Below are 16,984 nucleotides of genomic sequence, written 5' to 3'. Positions count from 1 at the left end.
GGGGGCAAGGGGCCCAGCGTCAGCCGTCGACGTCGTGCAGGTGGTGGACCACGTCGTGCAGGAAATACTGGGCGAGCGTCAGGACGGTGAACTCCGAGCCGTTGCTGCGCAGCCCCTTGCGTCCCCAGTCATCTTCGGGGACGCCGGCGAAGGACTCTGCGGCCTCGTGTCCTTCCGCCGCCAGTTCCGGGCCCACCACGGACGGGTCCGCATTCGCGTAGTCCTCCTCTACGGCTGTCAGGTCCTGGTCCCAGTCCGCGAAGCGGGCGGCATCTTCCACGAGCATCAGGTTCAGCCGCTGGTTGAATAGGGAGAAGACGTCCCGCACGTGGCATGCGTACTCGAGCGCCGACCATGTCTGGTCGTCGGGGCGCTGCGCCGCGTCCGGCCGGCGGAGGACGGCCAGCCAGCGGGGAATCATGCTTTCGATGCTCCCGGGAACCGTGGCCGGCGTGGCGGAGGAAGCGTCGAAGGAGCATTCCGGGCAGGGGCGCGAGAGGACCCAGGTCCAGTCCTTGGCATCAGGAACGATAGGCATGGGAGCAGTCTAAGGCGTGCGGTGGAGCGCAGCAGCGCTTCAGGCCGCGCCGCCACGTCAGTCCTCCGCCGGCGGCGCGTTAGTCCTCTGCCGGCGGTGCGTCCGGCCACGCCATGGCCGGCCCCACGGCTTCCACGGCCTGGGAGAGCGGGACGCCCGAGCCGTCGCGGCGGCCGTGCTCCTGGGGGAGCGACCGCGCCACTCCGGCGGCGGAGGAAGCCTTGGCCGGCCCATGCCCTGCCCAGGCGAGCAGCAGCATGTCCTCGCCCTTGAGGAACCGGTGCGCCCGGACCCCCGCGGTGGCACGTCCCTTGGCCGGGTACTCGGAGAAGGCCGTGACCTTGGCAGTGCCCGGGGCCGTCCCGGGGAGGGCGCCGTTGGTGCCGGCGATGGTCACCACGACGGCGGACTCATCCTTGGGCTGGACGGCACCGAAGAAGATCGCCTGGTCACCCGCGGCCAGTTTGATCCCCGCCATGCCCCCGGCAGTGCGCCCCTGGGGACGGACGACGGCGGCGGGGAACTTCAGTAACTGGGCCTCCCGGGTGAGGAACACCAGTTCGGCGTCGTCGGCACCGGCCGGAGCCACGCCCACCACGAAGTCCTTGTCCTTGAGGGTGATGACTTCCCAATCTTCGCGGTTCAGGGGGTAATCCGGCTGGACGCGCTTCACCACGCCCTGGGCCGTGCCGATGGCCAGGACCTCGTCCAGCCGCACGAAAGCCACCAGGGACTCACCCTTCACCAGGGTGAGGAATTCCCTGGCCGGGACGCCTCCGGCCAGGTTGGGCAGCCCGGCCATCGGCGCAAGCACCGGCATGTCCATGACCTGCAGCCGGAGCATGCGGCCCTGTGAGGTGACGGCCGCGATTTCGCCGCGGGCTGACGTCTTCACCACCGAGGCGTAGACGTCGTGCTTGCTGCGCGGGCCTGCCTCGGCCAGCGGCTCCTGGTTGCTGGTGCGTGCCACCTGCCCGGAGGCGGTGAGGATGGCCCAGCACGGGTCGTCCGCAATCTCCAGGGACAGCGGCGCGGCCTTGCCCTTTTTGCCGTTGGCCCCCGCGAGTTCGGCAGCCGCTACGGTGGGGGACACGGCCTCGGACTCCAGCAGCACGGTGCGGCGCGGGGTGCCGTGTTCCTCCGCTATCGCGGCGAGCTCGTCGGAGACAACGGTGCGGAGCAGTTCCTCGGAGTCCAGGATGGCCTGCAGCTCCGCGATCTCGCGGCGAAGCTCGTCCTGCTCTTTCTCCAGTTCGATCCGGGAGTACTTGGTGAGCTGGCGCAGGCGCAGCTCAAGGATGTAGTTGGCCTGGACCTCGGTGAGGTCATAGATGGACATCAGGCGCTCGCGGGCTGCCGCGGCCTCGTCCGAGGACCGGATGATCTGGATGACCTCGTCGATGTCCACGATGGCGATGAGCAGGCCCTCCACCAAGTGGAGGCGGTCCTTCTTCTTCCCAAGCCGGTAGACGGTCCGGCGGCGGACCACGTTGATCCGGTGGTTGACGTAGACGGAGAGCAACTCCACCAGCCCCAGCGTCTGCGGCTGGCCGTCCACCAGGGTGACGTTGTTGATGCCGAAGGAGTCCTCCATCGGCGTGTACCGGTAGAGCTGCTGGAGGACCGCGTTCGGGTTGAAGCCGTTCTTGAGTTCAATGACCAGCCGCAGCCCGTGCTTGCGGTCCGTCAGGTCCACTATGTCGCTGATGCCCGTCAGCTTCTTGGCGTTGACGGCATCCTTAATCTTCTCGATCACCTTCTCCGGGCCCACCATGTACGGCAGTTCGGTGACCACCACGCCGGTGCGGCGCGCGGAGAGCTGTTCCACCTCCACCTTGGCGCGGGTCTTGAAGGATCCGCGGCCGGTGGCGTACGCGTCCCGGATGCCGTCCAGGCCTACGATCCGGCCGCCACTGGGCAGGTCCGGGCCCGGGACGAAGCGCATGAGGTCATCGAGGGTGGCATCCGGGTTCGCGATCACGTGCCGGGCCGCGGAGATGACCTCCACCAGGTTGTGCGGGGCCATGTTGGTGGCCATGCCGACGGCGATGCCGGTGGCGCCGTTGACCAGCAGGTTGGGGAAGGCGGCGGGCAGGACATCCGGCTGGGTCAGCTGGTTGTCGTAGTTGGGGACGAAATCCACCACGTCTTCATCCAGGTGGTTGGTCAGGGTGAGTGCGGCCGCCGCCAGCCGGGCCTCGGTGTACCGCGGTGCCGCAGGGCCGTCGTCGAGCGAGCCGAAGTTGCCGTGCCCGTCAATCAGCGGAAGGCGCAGCGAAAAGTCCTGCGCCATGCGCACCATGGCGTCGTAGATGGCGGCGTCACCGTGCGGGTGCAGCTTGCCCATGACCTCGCCCACCACACGGGCGCTCTTGACGTGGCCGCGGTCCGGGCGCAGGCCCATGTCGCTCATCATGTACAGGATGCGGCGCTGAACCGGCTTGAGCCCGTCGCGTGCGTCGGGGAGGGCCCTGGAGTAGATCACCGAGTACGCGTACTCCAGGAAGGAGCCCTGCATTTCGGACGTCACATCGATATCGACGATGTTTTCCGTGTAGCTGTCGTCCACGATGGGTTTTGAACTTTGCCGGCGGGCCATGGGGTGTGGTGAATCCTTCTGCGGTTACTGCGCAGCCTTAGGGTGTGCTGCGATAGTTTTTGGCTAGGCTAAGCCTATGGTGGATCAGCCCGGGGACGGCGAATATCCGGAACATTGGGAAGCCGATGTCGTCCTGCGTGACGGCGGGACAGCACACCTGCGGCCCATCCACCCGTCGGACGCGGACGCCGTCCAGGCCTTCCATACCGGGCAGTCGCAGAATTCAATCTACATGCGCTTCTTCGCGTTCAAGGCCAGGTTGTCCGCCAAGGAGCTCAAGCGCTTCACCGAGGTGGACTACAAGGACCGGGTAGCGTTCGTGATCACCATCCACGGCGAAATCATCGGCATCGGACGCTACGACCGCCTCACCGATCCCACGGAGGCCGAGGTCGCCTTCAACATCGCCGACGCCCACCAGGGGAGGGGAATCGGCTCCATCCTGCTGGAGCACCTTGCGGCCGCAGCGCACGAAAACGGCATCCGGAAGTTCACCGCGGAGGTCCTGCCGGAAAACCGCAAGATGCTGATGGTCTTCTCCGACGCCGGCTACGACGTCAAGCGCCACTTCGACGACGGCGTCGTCAGCCTGGAGTTCAACGTCGACCCCACCGAAAAATCCCGTGCCGTGATGGAATCCCGCGAGCACCGCGCGGAGGCGAGGAGCGTCCGGGAGCTGCTGGCGCCGTCGTCCGTTGCCGTGATCGGTGCCAGCCGCAAGTGGGGGACCGTGGGGTACCAGCTGCTCGAACACATCATCGAAGGCGGTTTCCACGGCCCCGTGTACGCCATCAACCCGGAAGCGCTGGAGCTGGCAGGCATGATGTCCTACGGCAAGCTCTCAGAGGTACCCGAGCCCGTCCAGCTGGCCATCATCGCCGTGCCCTACGAGGAAGTCGCCGGCGTGGTGGAAGAATGCGCGGCGGCGGGCGTCAAGGGCGTGGTGGTCGCCTCCGCAGGCTTCGCGGACGACGGCGAACGCGGCCTGCTGCGGCAGCGCGCCCTGGTGCGCCAGGCCCGGGCCAACGGGATGCGGGTGATCGGGCCGGCGTCGCTGGGCATCGCCAACACCCACCCGGACGTGTCACTGAACGCCTCCATGGCGCCCACCATGCCGCTGCGCGGCAGCCTGGGCCTGTTCAGCCAGTCGGCGGCCATCGGCGTCTCGCTTTACGCCGCCTCCAGCCGCCGCCGGCTGGGTGTCTCCAGCCTCCTCTCAGCCGGCAACAGGGCTGATGTCTCCGGCAACGACATGATGCAGTACTGGGAGGACGACGCCGATACCTCCGCCGTGGGCCTTTACCTCGAATCGATCGGCAACCCGCGCAAGTTCTCCCGCATCGCACGGCGGCTGGCCCGCACCAAGCCGGTCATCGTTGCCAAATCCGACACGATGGGGCTGCGCCTGCCACCCGGCCACGCCGTTCGGACCACGCAGGCGCCGGCGGGGGCGCTGGACGCCATGCTGCGCCAGTCCGGGGTGATCCGCGTCGAAACCGTTGAACAGCTCGTGGACGTGGCCCAGGTGGTGTCAGGCCAGCAGCTGCCTGCCGGGCCCGACGTCGCCATTTTCAGCAACTCCCAGGCGCTGGGCAACGTGGTGGCGGACAGTGCCGCAGCGCATGGGCTGGGCGTGGCGCAGGTGGTTTCCGGGCTCGACCTGGACGCCGGCCAGTCGGTGGCCCTCCCCGCCCTGCGGACGGCCCTCCTTGAGGCACTGGCCTCGGACGCCGTGCACGCAGCCGTCGCCGCACTGTTGCCGGCCCGCGGGCTGACCGCCGACGCGGTGGCGCAGGTCCTTGCGGAGTGCTCAGTAAGCGCAGGGAAGCCGGTGGTGGCGGCTTTCACCGGGATCCTGGACCCCGCCATCCACGTGGAAGGCCTGGTGGGCACGGACGGCTGCACCGTCCCCTGTTTCTCCAGCCCCGGCGCCGCCGTGGCCGCCCTCGCCGCTGTGGTCCGGTACGCGGAATGGGCCGCCCGCGACCAGGGGCACTTCCTGGAACCTGCAGGCTGCGACCCCCGGCAGGCGGCGGCTGAGCTCGACGACCTGCTGCACGATGTCACGGGCGAACAGCTCAAGCAGCTGGACCCGGCGGCAACCGCTTCCCTGCTGGGTCATTACGGGATCTCCGTCCTGCCTTCGGCACCGTTCACCACGCCCGATGAAGCGGTTGCAGCCGCCGACTCACTCGGCTGGCCGGTGGTGTTGAAAACCACCGAGCCTACCCTGCGCCACCGGCTGGACCTAGGCGGTGTGCGGCTTGGCATCGAGGACGCCGAATCGCTGCGCCTGAACGTGCTGCAGATGCGGCGCGCGCTCGCCGCCTACGGGGACCCGGCGCTCGAAGTCCAGGCCATGGCGCCGGTGGGGCAGGCCTGCACGTTCCGGGCCATTGAGGATCCGTTGCTGGGTCCGGTCATTTCGTTCGGCCTCGCCGGCGACGCCGTCAACCTCCTGGACGACTGGTCGCACCGGGTTCCCCCGCTCTCCGCGGCGGACGTCCATGATTTCATCCGGGCGCCCCGGGCGTCCCGGAAGCTCTTCGGCTACCAGGGCCTGCCTGCAGTTGACGTGGAGGCCCTGGAGGACCTCGCCGGCAGGCTCGCCTTCATGAAGGACAACCATCCGGAGATCGCTCTGGTGGAGTTCAACCCGGTCCTGTGCGGTACCGCGGCGGCCACCATCCTCGCCGCTGACGTGCGGATCGGCAACGCGGCGCAGCGCACGGACAGTGCCCGCAGGGCCATGCGGGGCTGAGCCGGTTAGCAAGTGGCAGGACGATCTGTGAAAATGGGGGCATGAGCTTCCAGCCTCCCGCGTCGGCGCCCGAAACGCCCGGCAATGAAAACCAGGCAGTCCGACAGCACAGCTCACACAATCACGGAGCCCAGGGCCAAAGCCTGGAGGACGCGCTGCAGAAGGCAGGGTTCTACCCGCGCCTAGTGTCGGACGTCGTTGACGATGCACTGGACGGCAGGGACTGCGTGGCCCACCTGGTGCACCTGGAAACCCACTTCGACCGGGCAGAGGTGCGGCGCCACATCACCGTCCTGGTCCTGACAGCGGACATGCTGGTCATCACGCACGTGGACGACCAGCAGCTGGACGAGGCAGGGGAGCAGACCGTCGCCCAGATCTCCACCGAGTCCGTTCCCGTGGCCCAGATCAGGTCCGTGGTGCTCAGCTACATGTACGCGCAGCCGCAGAACTACAAGCCCTCGGACCCCGTCCGGGAACTGACGCTGTCCATCGCGTGGTCCGGCGGCCAGCGCTTGGATATGGGCCCCGCCAGCTGCGGCGATCCGCAGTGCGAGGCCGACCATGGCTACACCGGAACCATCGCGCAGGAGGACATTGTGCTCCGTATCAGCGCCGAGGCGGACGGGCTCCAGGCCGTGCAGGACGCGAAACTGTTTGCCAGGGCCCTGCGGGCGGTCAACACCGGTTCCGCTGCCGCCGTATCCCACGCCCAGTCCATGGCGCCGAGGCCGCGCTCGGGAGTGTTCGGCAACAGGCTCAGCCGCGGGCACCAGCAGCGCTGAGATGCCGGAAGACCGCCCCCACGCCGCACAAGCCCCCGGACGCACTCCCGACCTTCCGCCCGCCCCCGCTTACGGGCACCGTTCCATCGCTGAGGTCCTGACCAGCGCAGCTGCCAGCCTTGGCGTGGAAGGATTCAGCAACACCCTGGGACTCCCGGCTGCGTCAAGGGTCTGCGTGGTACTTGCGGACGGGCTGGGCCGGAACCTCCTCAAGCAGAAATCCGCGCACACGCCCTTCCTGCGTTCGGTGCAGCAGGCCGGGCAGGGTGATGTTCCCGTGTGGCTGGACTCCGCCTTCCCTTCCACCACGGCTGCGGCACTGTCCAGCTTCGGGACCGGGCTCCCTGCCGGTCAGCACGGCATGGTGGGGTACGACGTCCTGGACCCGGACCAGGACAAGGTGGTCAACCTGCTGGGGAACTGGGATCCCGGCGTCGACCCGTCCGCCTGGCAGCCATTCCCCACAGTGTTTGAGCGGATCGCCCACCAGGTGGACGTCAGCACCGTCAGCCTCGCCCAGTTCGACGGCTCTCCCATGACCCGGGCCGCACTGCGGGGCGGCAGGTTCATCCCGGGGGCAACGGCCCATGCCCGGACTGCGGCCGCTGCCGACGCCATGGCAGCCTCCGGCCCGTCCCTGATGTACTTCTACGTCAACGACCTCGACAAGGCCGGCCACCGCCACGGCTGCCGCTCCGAGCAGTGGGAGCACCAGCTGGAAGAGCTCGATGCCACGGTCAAGCGGCTTAACTCCGGCCTTCCCGCCGGCACCACCATCCTGCTCACGGCAGACCACGGGATGCTGGACGTGGCCGAACCGCAGCGGATCGATTTTTCCACGGACCCTGCCCTGGTGGCGGGCGTCCGCCATACTGCAGGTGAACCGCGGATGGTGCACCTCTACCTGGAAGAGTCCCACCTGACGGACGCTGGCCGGGAGCGGCTGGTGGCCGCCTGGAAGGGGCGGTTCGGTGACCGCATCTGGGCCTTCACCCGCGGCGAGGCCCTTGCCGGCGGACTTTTTGGTGACGTCCGGCCGGCTGTTGAACGCAGGATAGGCGACGTCATGATCGCGGCGCGTGACGCCGTCGCGCTTTACGATGGCCGGCGCATGCGGCCAACTGCCATGGAGGTGGTGGGCCAGCATGGCTCGCTGAGCAAGGCCGAGCGTGAGGTCCCGCTGCTGTGTTTTACGGCCGAAGGAAGGAACCGCCGGCGTGGCTGAGCTCATCTTCTTCTCCGGCACCATGGACTGCGGAAAGTCCACTCTGGCCCTGCAGATGGACTACAACCACCGGGTCCGCGGCCGGGGCGGGGTGCGGTTCAGCCGCAACGACCGTGCCGGTGAGTCCAGGATCTCCAGCCGGCTGGGCTTGGAGACGGACGCGGTGGAGGTGCTGGACGGCACGGATTTCTGGGAGGAAGTCATGCTCCGCCGCACCCGGGGCCAGCGTGTTGACTACCTGATCTGCGACGAAGCCCAGTTCTACACCCCCGAACAGGTGGAGCAGTTGGCCAAGGTGGTGGATGAAATCGACGTCGACGTCTTCGCGTTCGGCATCACCGCCGACTTTCGCACCCGGCTGTTTCCCGGCTCACAGCGCCTGATCGAACTCGCGGACCGGGTGCAGGTGCTCCAGGTCGAGGCCCTGTGCTGGTGCGGGCGCCGGGCCACGCACAATGCCAGGACGGTAGACGGCGTCATGGTCACCGAGGGTGCGCAGGTGGTGGTGGGCGACGTGGACATGGTGGCCGAGGCTCCTGTCCCGGAGGCCGGGCACGTTCCCGTGGTGGGGTACGAGACGCTGTGCCGGCGCCACTTCATGCGGCGGGTAACGGCGCACGGCGCCTCGTTGATGGCACAGCAGGACCAACTGCTGCCGTTCGAGGTGGATGCCTGCCTGTGGCACGGCTCCGGTGGACCCGGGGAAAGCCGGGGGACAGGCAGCGAGGCCTGACCTGTGAGCGGCGTGCCGCTATTGCGAACGCCGAACAGCTGCACGGAGGGGAAGGACCAGAAGCCGGCCCACCCCCGTCAGGGCAAGAAGAACGGTGAATGCGGGCCATCGGCGAAGGGGAGATTCCGCTCCGGCGTGCCCGTCAGAGCAGGCTGGGTTGACTGGTGAGGATGTAGTCCACGGCCGCAGGGCCAGTCATTCGGAGCTTGGGCCAGATGTAGCAGTGATTGTCCTGGCGCCTGGATAGACCCAGCTTGGACATCGCAGACTGGAACGACTCGTAAGATGCAGCCGGCCGCTGTCCGAGGTGGCACCAGCTGAGGTACACCCCGTACAGCTGGTCTTCGGTGAGCCCCTGATCTCTTGCCGTGTCTGCGGCGATGCAGTTCTGGATAAAACGGGTGTAGTCGGAGGTTTCCATCTCTGTTTCCTGCTTTCCTCGACGCTTGGAAGCTGTTGATACCCCTGCCGCGGCTTTCTACAGCCGCCTACGCAGTCAGAATCTATGTCGTGCCGGCGTGAGTGGCGCTGGCGACCAGGCCGGGACTGCCGCCGTGGTCCCGGATGAGGGAAACGGCCATGCGTTTGGCCAACACGGCTGCCTCTTTGTCTCCTTCCACCGCGGAGATGATGGAGCCCTTTGTGAGGATGTGGCAGGACCGGGCAAACACGTCTGGCTGGGAGAGGCCGGCCTCCTCTGCCAGGGCCTGCATGAAGGCCCGCACCTGTGCCAGATAGCTGATGGAGGCCTGCCCCAGTGGATGCGCGGGACCCATTTCCAGCATGGTGCTCACAAAGGCGCAGGCCTGAAAGCCGTCCTGGCGGAACCACCCGTCCAGGACATCGAAAATGATGAGCAACTGGCTGGTCGGGTCATTGGAGCTTCTTCTGCATTCGGCGATGATCGCCTCGACGGTCAGGTCCTGGTGGCAGTGTTCCAGGAAGGCAAGCACTAGTTCATCTTTGGAGGCGAAGTGTGCGTAGAACGTGGCCTTGGCGACCTCAGCGCGTGAAATCAGCTCAGCTATGCCGACATCGCGGATGCCCCGCTGGGCGAACAACTCGTACGCGGCGGCCAATATGCGGTCCCGCGCGCCGGCCTGAGCCTTCTGCGGAGGGAAAGAGGGGTCCGCGGGGTCAGCTAAAGAGCAAAGAGCGAGTTCGGTCACCAGCTAGACACTACACCAAGACCAGACTGACCGGTCTGTACGGCGCCGTGATGCCGGTACGAGCGCTGCCGGCGGGGGGGGGGGTAGGTTCCCTGGTCTGGGCCGTGCAGGTCCAGGAAGTCGTCTCGGTGTAGGAGAGGTACGGCCGGCCAGGTGTGTGAGGATCGCAGGTCCAGCTCGGCGCGGCATAGTGGCACACGGCCTTGGTTGCCGCCCGCGCCCTTCGTGACCCGACCGCTGACTGAGAGACGGGAGATGATCGCGGCGTGAATGTCAGACCCTCCCACGATGATGGGTCTATGGGGAAAGCGGCGGCGGTGAAGGCGTTCGGGGATATCCGTGTTGCCCTTGCTGTGTTGAATGCTGAGGTGGACGGTTCTGGGTCGGTGCCGTTTTCGGGGGCTGATCCGTTGGCTGGTTTGGTGGATGGTTGCCTGGACATTCTCGCCGGTGCCCGGGAGGTGGAAGCCGGGTTCGCGGCTCTGAAAGCGAAGGCTGCGGTGGGGTACGCGGACAGTGCCGATGCTGTTGCCGGGCCGGATGTGCCGGTGCGGGCGCAGGAGATGGCGGTCGCTGCGGAGATCGGGTGCGTCCTGGCTTTGGGGCCGCGGGCCGCGTCGTCGTTTCTGGCCACCTCCTATGCAGTCACACGGACGTTGCCGCGGACCCTGGCGGCGTTGCAGGCCGGGGTTCTGTCCTGGAGCCATGCGGTGGTGATGGCCGATGAAACAATGAGCCTTGACGCGGCGGGGGCGGCGGCGTTGGAAGCCCATTTCCTGGACCCGGACGCACCGGACCCGGCCCGGGGGTGCCCGGTGGGGCAGATGCCGGCGCACCGGTTCAAGGCCAAGGCCCGGACCTGGCGGGAGCGCCACCATGCCGAGAGCGTTGAAGCCCGGCACGCGAAGGGGGTCGCTGACCGGCGGGTGGAGTACCGGCCGGACCAGGACGGGATGGCGTGGCTGTCGGCGTACCTGCCCGCTGCCCAGGCCCTTGCCGGGTGGAACCGGCTCACGGCTATTTCGCGTGCCATGCAGGGACCGGAGGAGTGCCGCGGCATGCCGCAGTTGCGGGCCGACATCTTCGCCGACGCGGTTCTTGGCAGCGGTGCCACGGACACCGGCGACACCGCCGCCGGGATCCTGGAAGGAACAGGTTTCCAATCGTCGCCGATCCGGGCGCAGGTTTTGGTCACGGTCCCGGTGATTTCCCTGCTTGGCCTGGCAGATGAGCCGGCGATGCTGGATGGGTACGGCCCCATCCCGGCCTCGATGGCTAGGGACCTGGTGGCGGGCGGTGCAGGATCGTTTTACCGGGTGTTGGTGGATCCGCGGGACGGGGCGCCGTTGGAGATCGGGCGGTCGAGTTACCGGGTGACCGGGCCGATGCGGGCCTGGCTGCGGATGCGGGACGGTAAGTGCCCGTTTCCGGGTTGCAGCAACAACTCGCTGGACAACGACGCCGACCACATCCTCGCCTGGGCCAAAGGTGGCACAACAGGCATCTCGAACCTGGGACAGCCCTGCCCGAAACACCACAAACTCAGACACACCACGGGCTGGAGACCCACCCTGGCCACGAAGAATGAACCGCCGGGTTGGATCTCGCCATCAGGCCGGCACTACGCGAGCGAACACCAGGACTGGGAACCGCCCCAATGGCCCGAGGGAGTGCTGCCCGGTGAACGGAGCCAACCTGAAGAAGGAAACCGTTCCGAGGGCGGAAGCGTGCGCCAAGAATGGAAACTCCTCGAACAACCAAGTCTGCTCGAGGCAGCCCTCGTTCAGCAGCTCGCCTCGTGACAGTACAAAAAGCGGTCCGCCCTCTTCCGCCTGGCGGTGCGTGCTGAATGTGTCGACATCCGGCCGTCAGCTGGCTGTCAGTCCACCCGGCGGTAGCGGATATGGGTGGCCAATGGCGAGTGGAGCACCTCAACGGGTTCGAAGCCGAAGGATTGGATCCCGTCAAAAATCCGTTCACCTGAACCAAGCAGCACCGGAGCGATGTCGAGCGTGAGCTCGTCAACCACGCCGGCGGCCAGTGCTTGGCGGACGGTCGAAGCACCGCCGGCGATGTCCACGCCTTTGTCGCCTGCAGCGCGGACCGCAGCAGCATAGGCGGCATCGAAGCCATCAGTGACAAAGTGGAAGGTTGTCCCGCCCTCCATCTGGATCGGGTCATGCGGGTAATGGGTCAGGACGAAAACCGGCGCGTGGTACGGGGGTTCCTGGCCCCACCACCCGTTCCATTCCTCATCCCAATCGCCGCGGACGGGGCCAAACATGTTGCGGCCCATCACATACGCCCCCCGCGGGCGCATGAGCCACTCAGCCGCAATCCCGTTGGCCTCGTTGGCGCGGGGATCGCCGATGTGCCAGCCGTGCAGTTCAAGTCCCCGTTTGCCGAGCGGGTTCTCGCGGCTCTGGTCAGGCCCGGCGACGAAGCCGTCCAAAGACATCGACATGTGGCAGGTGGTGTTCGGCACAGCAAACCTCCCGGGGTGATTGCAGCTTCTGACCGATCGAGTGCGGCGATACTAGCATGCAGGGGAAGGCAGCAACGCCCCCCGAGCGAAGGAAGAAGGCGCTTCTAGTCGCTTCGCGTGCCGAAAACGATCTCATCCCAGGACGGGACGCTGGAACGCTTAGGCCGTGCAGGCCGTTCCGGTGACTCCGTCTCAGGCAGCTGTCCGGTTGAGGGGGACGCATCGTTTTGCTTGGATGCCGGGCGGCGGGGATTGCTGCCCAACAGCTCATCCAACCCGGCTCCGCCCGACGTGCCGGAGCCCGCACCAGGCGTGGAGGCGGAGGGCTTTTGCGGGGACGCTGCAATGGTGATTTCCCGGGTATCGGTGCTGACGCCGTCGTGCAGCCGCAAGGCGTCATCGTGGGCGTCCCGGTGCGGCGGAATCAGGCTCAGCCTCGACAGCATGGACGGCCTTGCGTCCCTGCGCCGGACGAAGGAGTCCCCCTGGTGGGCTGCCGGTGCTTCCGGCTGGCCGTCCTGCGGTTCGGTGTCTTCCGGTTCAGATTCCGCCATCACCTCGGAAGGCCGCGGGTGGGCGGCCGGGACCCCATGTGCCAGCAGCAGGGCCAGGGCGTCGTCCGAATCCTCATCCACGCCCAGCCGCTGGCCGCGCCGTGACCGGAGCATGTCCAGAAGACCGTCGGATTCCTTGCCGGAGTCCTGTGTGGCACTTGCCTGGCCCCCGGGGGATGCCTTGGAGGAGTCCGCATCTGTCTCAAAATCGAACGGGCGGTCTGAGACCGCCGTGAGTCGGCGCGCGGGAACGGGACCGTCCAGCGGTTCGAGTTCGCTCAGCTGCTGTGCCCAGCGGTTGGTGTTCTGCAGTGACTTGCGTCCGGGGCTGAATGTCCAGAGCGCTGGCGGTTCTTCCCCAATTCCGGAGGTCCCGCCGGGCTTGGCCTCAAAGCTTGCCGAGACAGTCCATGTGCCGTCCTGGCGCCGCCACGAGTCCCATTCCACCGTGCCGGGGTCGATGCCGTGCGCGGAAAGACGATGGGCCACCATGTCGTCCAGCGTTGCCGGGTTATCGCCGAACGCGGACCGGTAGACGTCGTGGCCGGGGGAGGGCGCCGCGACTTCAACCTTCCGGGCCTGCTGCGCAACGTACTCGCGCTCCGCCAGGACTGGGCCTTCGTAGCGCTCCACCTTGGCCAGGGGCATCCCGGACAACTCCGCGACGTCGGCAGCGGTAGCACCGGCACGGATCCGCGCCTGGATATCCCTGGGAGACATGGGAACGGCAGGCCGCTCCGTCCGTGCTTTGGCCGTGGAACGGCTGGCCGTCCTAAGGGCCTCGTCGATTGGCAGCTGGAACATCTCGCCGCCGGCCCCGCTCAACAGGAGATGCGTCCCGTCGTCGTGCACGCCTACAAGCCGTAGATCCTGCATACAAATCCTCCACCCTGGCATTACTATCAAGCGAAACTCTGCCACCCAGCAGCGCCGAATTGGCTCAAGAAGCAGGGCGCGCCGTGATTTTCCGCTGGATCCGGGCCCGAAAGGGGTATGCCGGCAACGTCAGCGCCGGCCCAGGGCCGCCGCCAGCCGCTCCGGATGACGGGTTGAGGCCAGCCAGTACGGGGTGCGGTCCGCGGGGTCGGTGATCTCGATTTTTACCACGGGATCGATCCAGCCGCGGATGCACAGGTAGGCCAGTCCGTTCAGCCGCGTGCCGCGCTCCGCTGTGGCCTCGCCGGAAGTAAATTGCTGCACTCCGCCCACAAAGCGGCGTTCGATGGTGGCCCTACCAACAGTGAGGGCGTCCGCCGTGACGGTGATGGCCGGAGTGGAAAGGATAAGGAGGACCGTGATGATGGCCAGGAGCACCAGCGCCGCGATGTAGCCTGCCGTCATGCTGATTGGTGCAAACACCAGGATTCCAGCTGCCGAGACACCGGCTGCGATAACCCAGATCCAGGCGTTGGGCCATAGCTTCTCCCGATAAACAACGGGGGCCCCGGTGGAGGGCGTACTTGGAACGGACGCGGGCGAGCTTGATTCGGGCATAGCCCCAGCTTTCCACCTTTGGTCCGCTATTTCACCTTGAAGCCAGCCTTGCGGCGGCCCCCTTGGCCCAGGCTACTTAGCACCGATTCGGGGGCGCGGGTTAGAGTGAGTGACTGTGACTGATCATCCCGCCACGGTAGGCCTTGTCCCGGACCCAGCATCACCCGCCCCTGTGGCCCCCACCCTGCAGGTCCAGTTGAAAATGCTGGATCCGGAGCTGGAAGCGCCGTCTTACGCGCATCCTGGCGACGCGGGCGCAGATCTCCGTGCCCGCGAGGACGTGGTCCTGCTGCCGGGGGAGCGCAAACTGGTGCCCACCGGCGTCGCCATTGCACTTCCTGACGGATTCGTGGCGCTGATCCACCCCCGCTCCGGCCTGGCCACCAAGCACGGCCTCACCATCGTCAACGCTCCCGGCACCGTGGACGCGGGCTACCGGGGCGAGATCTCGGTAACCCTGCTGAACACTGACTCATCCCAGCCAATAGAGCTGCGGCGCGGCGATAGAATTGCCCAAATGGTCATCCAGCGGGTGGAGTACGCCCAGTTCATTCCTGTCAGCGAATTGAGCGGTTCCGTGCGCGGCACGGGCGGCTTCGGCTCCACGGGCGGTTTCAACGTTCCCGAAGCCTGACCCAGGGACGCACCCGCTGCCGCGCCAGCAACGCACGACGACGGGACTTCCACGGTTCCCGCCGGCACCACTTTAGAACTGGCACATTTTCAGGATTAAGGAGTCACCCATGGTCTTTGGGCTTGGCAGGAAAGCAAAGAACGAAGAGCCGGCGCAGCCGGCCGACGAGCTGACGATCGCGGAGGCCGGAGAAGGCGAACCGGGCACCGCCGCCCGCCGCCAGGACGGCCCCTTCGACGAGGCAGAGATCAGCAGCCGTGACGGCTTCGTGGACCTCGGCGCCCTGCTGATCACACCGAGCGAGGGCCTTCAGCTCCGTCTCGAAGTGGAAGAGGCAACGCAGCGGGTGGTGGCAGTGACCCTGGACCTGAACGGCTCCAGCCTCCAGCTGCAGGCCTTCGCCGCTCCGAAGACAGAGACGCTGTGGGACGAGATCCGGGAACAGATCGGGCAGTCGGTCGGTGCGCAGGGCGGCCAGGTTGAAGAGGTGGAAGGTGCCTTCGGCACCGAACTGGTGGCCAAGCTGCCCGCCGGGCTCCCCGACGGCAGCCAGGGCTACCGTGTGGCCCGCTTCATCGGCGTCGATGGCCCCCGCTGGTTCCTGCGCGGGGTCCTGGGTGGACCCGCGGCGCTGGAACGCCCGGCCGCCGAACCGCTTGAGGCCCTGTTCCGCCAGGTCGTCGTGGTCCGCGGCGACAGCCCCATGCCCCCGCGCGACCTTCTGCAGCTGCGGCTCCCGAAGGACGCTTCAGCAACTCCTCCGCCCGCCGCGCCCACCCTGGAGGAGCCCGAACGTGGTCCCGAAATTACCCAAATCGGCTGAGTCCCGCCAGAATGGGCCTGCGCATTCCTTACGTGGAATCACGCCCTTGGACCAACTTCCGGACCGTGGCCGCGTCTTGTGCCAGGGGCACATTGAATCCGTGACGTTTGTTCCTGCTGACCGGACAGCAGAATTCAGCGCCATCGTTTCGGAGGACGACGCCGTGCGTCCGGCGGGTCCGCAAAAGGGCAGGCCCCCACGGCTCCGCGTCGTCTGGCTGGGCCGCCGCCGCGTACCGGGCATCGAAGCAGGTGCGGAAATCCGGGTCGAGGGAATGCTGGCCCGCGGCAAGGACATGCCCACCATCTTCAATCCCCGCTACGAGATTCTGTCCCGCCAGGAGAACGAATGACCGCGTACCCTCCCGAACAGCCCACGGGCCCCGAGAACCCCGGCAGGAACGGGCAGCAGGGCAAACCCCAGGCTGCAGGTCCATCCCCGGTTGCCGGTCTCGCCGCCGAGTATGCTGCCAAAGCCGGGCTCCACCGCACCCACGACGGACGGGTGGACGTGCTGAAGAGCGCGGGCGGAGTGCAGGGCATCGCCGAGAGCATCGTGCCCGGCCTCGTGTTCCTGGTGGCCTTCACCATCACCCGCGAGCTCTCACTGTCCCTGATGGCCGCCCTGGCATCGGCAGCCGGGTTCACCGTTGTCCGGCTGGTGCAGCGGCGTCCCCTGACCCAGGCGCTGGCCGGCATCGTCGGCGTCGGCATTTCCGCCTGGCTGGCCAACACCACCGGCAAGGCGGAAGACTTTTACCTTCCCGGTTTCTTCACCAACGGCGCCTACATCCTGGCGATGGTCCTCTCCATCGCGGTCAAGTGGCCCGTGGCGGGCCTCCTCTTCGGCTTCATCCGGAACGAGGGCGTGGAGTGGCGCAAGGAGTCGGCCCGGGTCAAGGCCTACCGGCTGGGCACGTGGATCATCGTGGCGGTTCTGGCGCTCCGGCTCATCGTCCAGGTGCCCCTCTACCTGATGGGTACCGACGGCCTGGCCGCACTCGCCACCACCCGCCTCATCATGGGCGCGCCGCTGTACATCCTTGGGGTCTGGGTGGCCTGGCTGGTAACGCGGCCGGCTCCGGCCGAAGCTGAAGCCGGCGCGGACCAGACGGACTAACGCCGAAGCGGCCTGACACCCCCACCACCTGGCACCAAGCCGCCTAGACGATATGGGTGAAGGAG

General features: G+C 67.2%; 16 protein-coding genes. 9 read left to right on the top strand and 7 right to left on the bottom strand.

Features of this window, described 5'->3' with window-relative positions; all coding sequences use genetic code 11:
- Nucleotides 1-19: 19 nt before the first annotated feature.
- Nucleotides 20-538 carry a DinB family protein gene (locus J7I84_RS11060; RefSeq protein ID WP_214944448.1) on the bottom strand — a complete coding sequence of 173 codons (519 nt, stop codon included), beginning with the start codon at nt 536-538 and terminating at the stop codon, nt 20-22.
- Nucleotides 539-617: 79 nt separating this feature from the next.
- Entirely contained in the window at nt 618-3,137 is a 2,520-nt protein-coding gene (locus J7I84_RS11055) for a DNA topoisomerase (ATP-hydrolyzing) subunit A (RefSeq protein ID WP_214944446.1), read from the bottom strand.
- 76 nt (nt 3,138-3,213) lie between these two features.
- On the opposite strand from J7I84_RS11055, the gene J7I84_RS11050 reads away from it, so the two are divergent.
- The 4 genes from J7I84_RS11050 to J7I84_RS11035 are packed head-to-tail and all read left to right on the top strand — an operon-like array spanning nt 3,214 to nt 8,641.
- The gene (locus tag J7I84_RS11050) at nt 3,214-5,898 is read left to right on the top strand and encodes a bifunctional GNAT family N-acetyltransferase/acetate--CoA ligase family protein (RefSeq protein WP_214944444.1); all 2,685 of its coding nucleotides are present in this window, start codon (nt 3,214-3,216) and stop codon (nt 5,896-5,898) included.
- Between the two features lie 41 nt (nt 5,899-5,939).
- Nucleotides 5,940-6,683 (top strand): DUF5998 family protein, encoded by a 744-nt coding sequence (locus tag J7I84_RS11045; RefSeq protein WP_214944442.1) that lies wholly within the window; start codon nt 5,940-5,942, stop codon nt 6,681-6,683.
- A gap of 1 nt (nt 6,684) precedes the next feature.
- Nucleotides 6,685-7,908, top strand: a complete 1,224-nt coding sequence (locus J7I84_RS11040; RefSeq protein WP_214944440.1) for an alkaline phosphatase family protein — start codon at nt 6,685-6,687, stop codon at nt 7,906-7,908.
- Complete coding sequence (locus tag J7I84_RS11035; RefSeq protein WP_214944438.1) at nt 7,901-8,641, top strand: thymidine kinase; 741 nt, start codon at nt 7,901-7,903, stop codon at nt 8,639-8,641. The genes J7I84_RS11040 and J7I84_RS11035 overlap by 8 nt, the downstream gene beginning before the upstream one ends.
- A gap of 142 nt (nt 8,642-8,783) precedes the next feature.
- On the opposite strand, the gene J7I84_RS11030 is transcribed toward J7I84_RS11035, so the two are convergent.
- Nucleotides 8,784-9,062, bottom strand: a complete 279-nt coding sequence (locus J7I84_RS11030; protein ID WP_214944436.1) for a hypothetical protein — start codon at nt 9,060-9,062, stop codon at nt 8,784-8,786.
- Between the two features lie 82 nt (nt 9,063-9,144).
- Entirely contained in the window at nt 9,145-9,810 is a 666-nt protein-coding gene (locus J7I84_RS11025) for a TetR/AcrR family transcriptional regulator (RefSeq protein WP_214944434.1), read from the bottom strand.
- Between the two features lie 299 nt (nt 9,811-10,109).
- Between J7I84_RS11025 and J7I84_RS11020 the strand changes: the two genes are divergently transcribed.
- Complete coding sequence (locus J7I84_RS11020; RefSeq protein ID WP_214944432.1) at nt 10,110-11,612, top strand: HNH endonuclease signature motif containing protein; 1,503 nt, start codon at nt 10,110-10,112, stop codon at nt 11,610-11,612.
- A 77-nt stretch (nt 11,613-11,689) separates the two neighbouring features.
- On the opposite strand, the gene J7I84_RS11015 is transcribed toward J7I84_RS11020, so the two are convergent.
- The 3 genes from J7I84_RS11015 to J7I84_RS11005 all read right to left on the bottom strand — a co-directional run bounded on the left by J7I84_RS11015 (nt 11,690) and on the right by J7I84_RS11005 (nt 14,343).
- Nucleotides 11,690-12,274, bottom strand: coding sequence for a dihydrofolate reductase family protein (locus J7I84_RS11015; RefSeq protein ID WP_214944430.1), 585 nt, complete (start codon nt 12,272-12,274; stop codon nt 11,690-11,692).
- Nucleotides 12,275-12,399: 125 nt separating this feature from the next.
- The gene (gene sepH, locus J7I84_RS11010; RefSeq protein WP_214944428.1) at nt 12,400-13,725 is read right to left on the bottom strand and encodes a septation protein SepH; all 1,326 of its coding nucleotides are present in this window, start codon (nt 13,723-13,725) and stop codon (nt 12,400-12,402) included.
- Nucleotides 13,726-13,854: 129 nt separating this feature from the next.
- The gene (locus J7I84_RS11005; protein ID WP_214944426.1) at nt 13,855-14,343 is read right to left on the bottom strand and encodes a DUF3093 domain-containing protein; all 489 of its coding nucleotides are present in this window, start codon (nt 14,341-14,343) and stop codon (nt 13,855-13,857) included.
- 115 nt (nt 14,344-14,458) lie between these two features.
- On the opposite strand from J7I84_RS11005, the gene dut reads away from it, so the two are divergent.
- The 4 genes from dut (at nt 14,459) to J7I84_RS10985 (ending at nt 16,919) form a co-directional block, all read left to right on the top strand.
- Complete coding sequence (dut, locus tag J7I84_RS11000) at nt 14,459-14,977, top strand: dUTP diphosphatase (protein WP_214944424.1); 519 nt, start codon at nt 14,459-14,461, stop codon at nt 14,975-14,977.
- Nucleotides 14,978-15,086: 109 nt separating this feature from the next.
- Entirely contained in the window at nt 15,087-15,800 is a 714-nt protein-coding gene (locus tag J7I84_RS10995) for a DUF3710 domain-containing protein (RefSeq protein WP_214944423.1), read from the top strand.
- 100 nt (nt 15,801-15,900) lie between these two features.
- Nucleotides 15,901-16,152 carry a hypothetical protein gene (locus J7I84_RS10990; protein WP_311381125.1) on the top strand — a complete coding sequence of 84 codons (252 nt, stop codon included), beginning with the start codon at nt 15,901-15,903 and terminating at the stop codon, nt 16,150-16,152.
- Nucleotides 16,149-16,919 carry a DUF3159 domain-containing protein gene (locus J7I84_RS10985; RefSeq protein ID WP_214944419.1) on the top strand — a complete coding sequence of 257 codons (771 nt, stop codon included), beginning with the start codon at nt 16,149-16,151 and terminating at the stop codon, nt 16,917-16,919. The genes J7I84_RS10990 and J7I84_RS10985 overlap by 4 nt, the downstream gene beginning before the upstream one ends.
- The last annotated feature ends 65 nt before the right edge of the window (nt 16,920-16,984 follow it).

The sequence above is a fragment of the Arthrobacter sp. ISL-85 genome (assembly GCF_018613675.1).
In the GTDB taxonomy this organism is placed as follows: Bacteria; Actinomycetota; Actinomycetes; order Actinomycetales; family Micrococcaceae; genus Arthrobacter.
The sequence above is the reverse complement of the archived record's forward strand: the minus strand, read 5'-3'. Positions and strand labels throughout refer to the sequence as shown.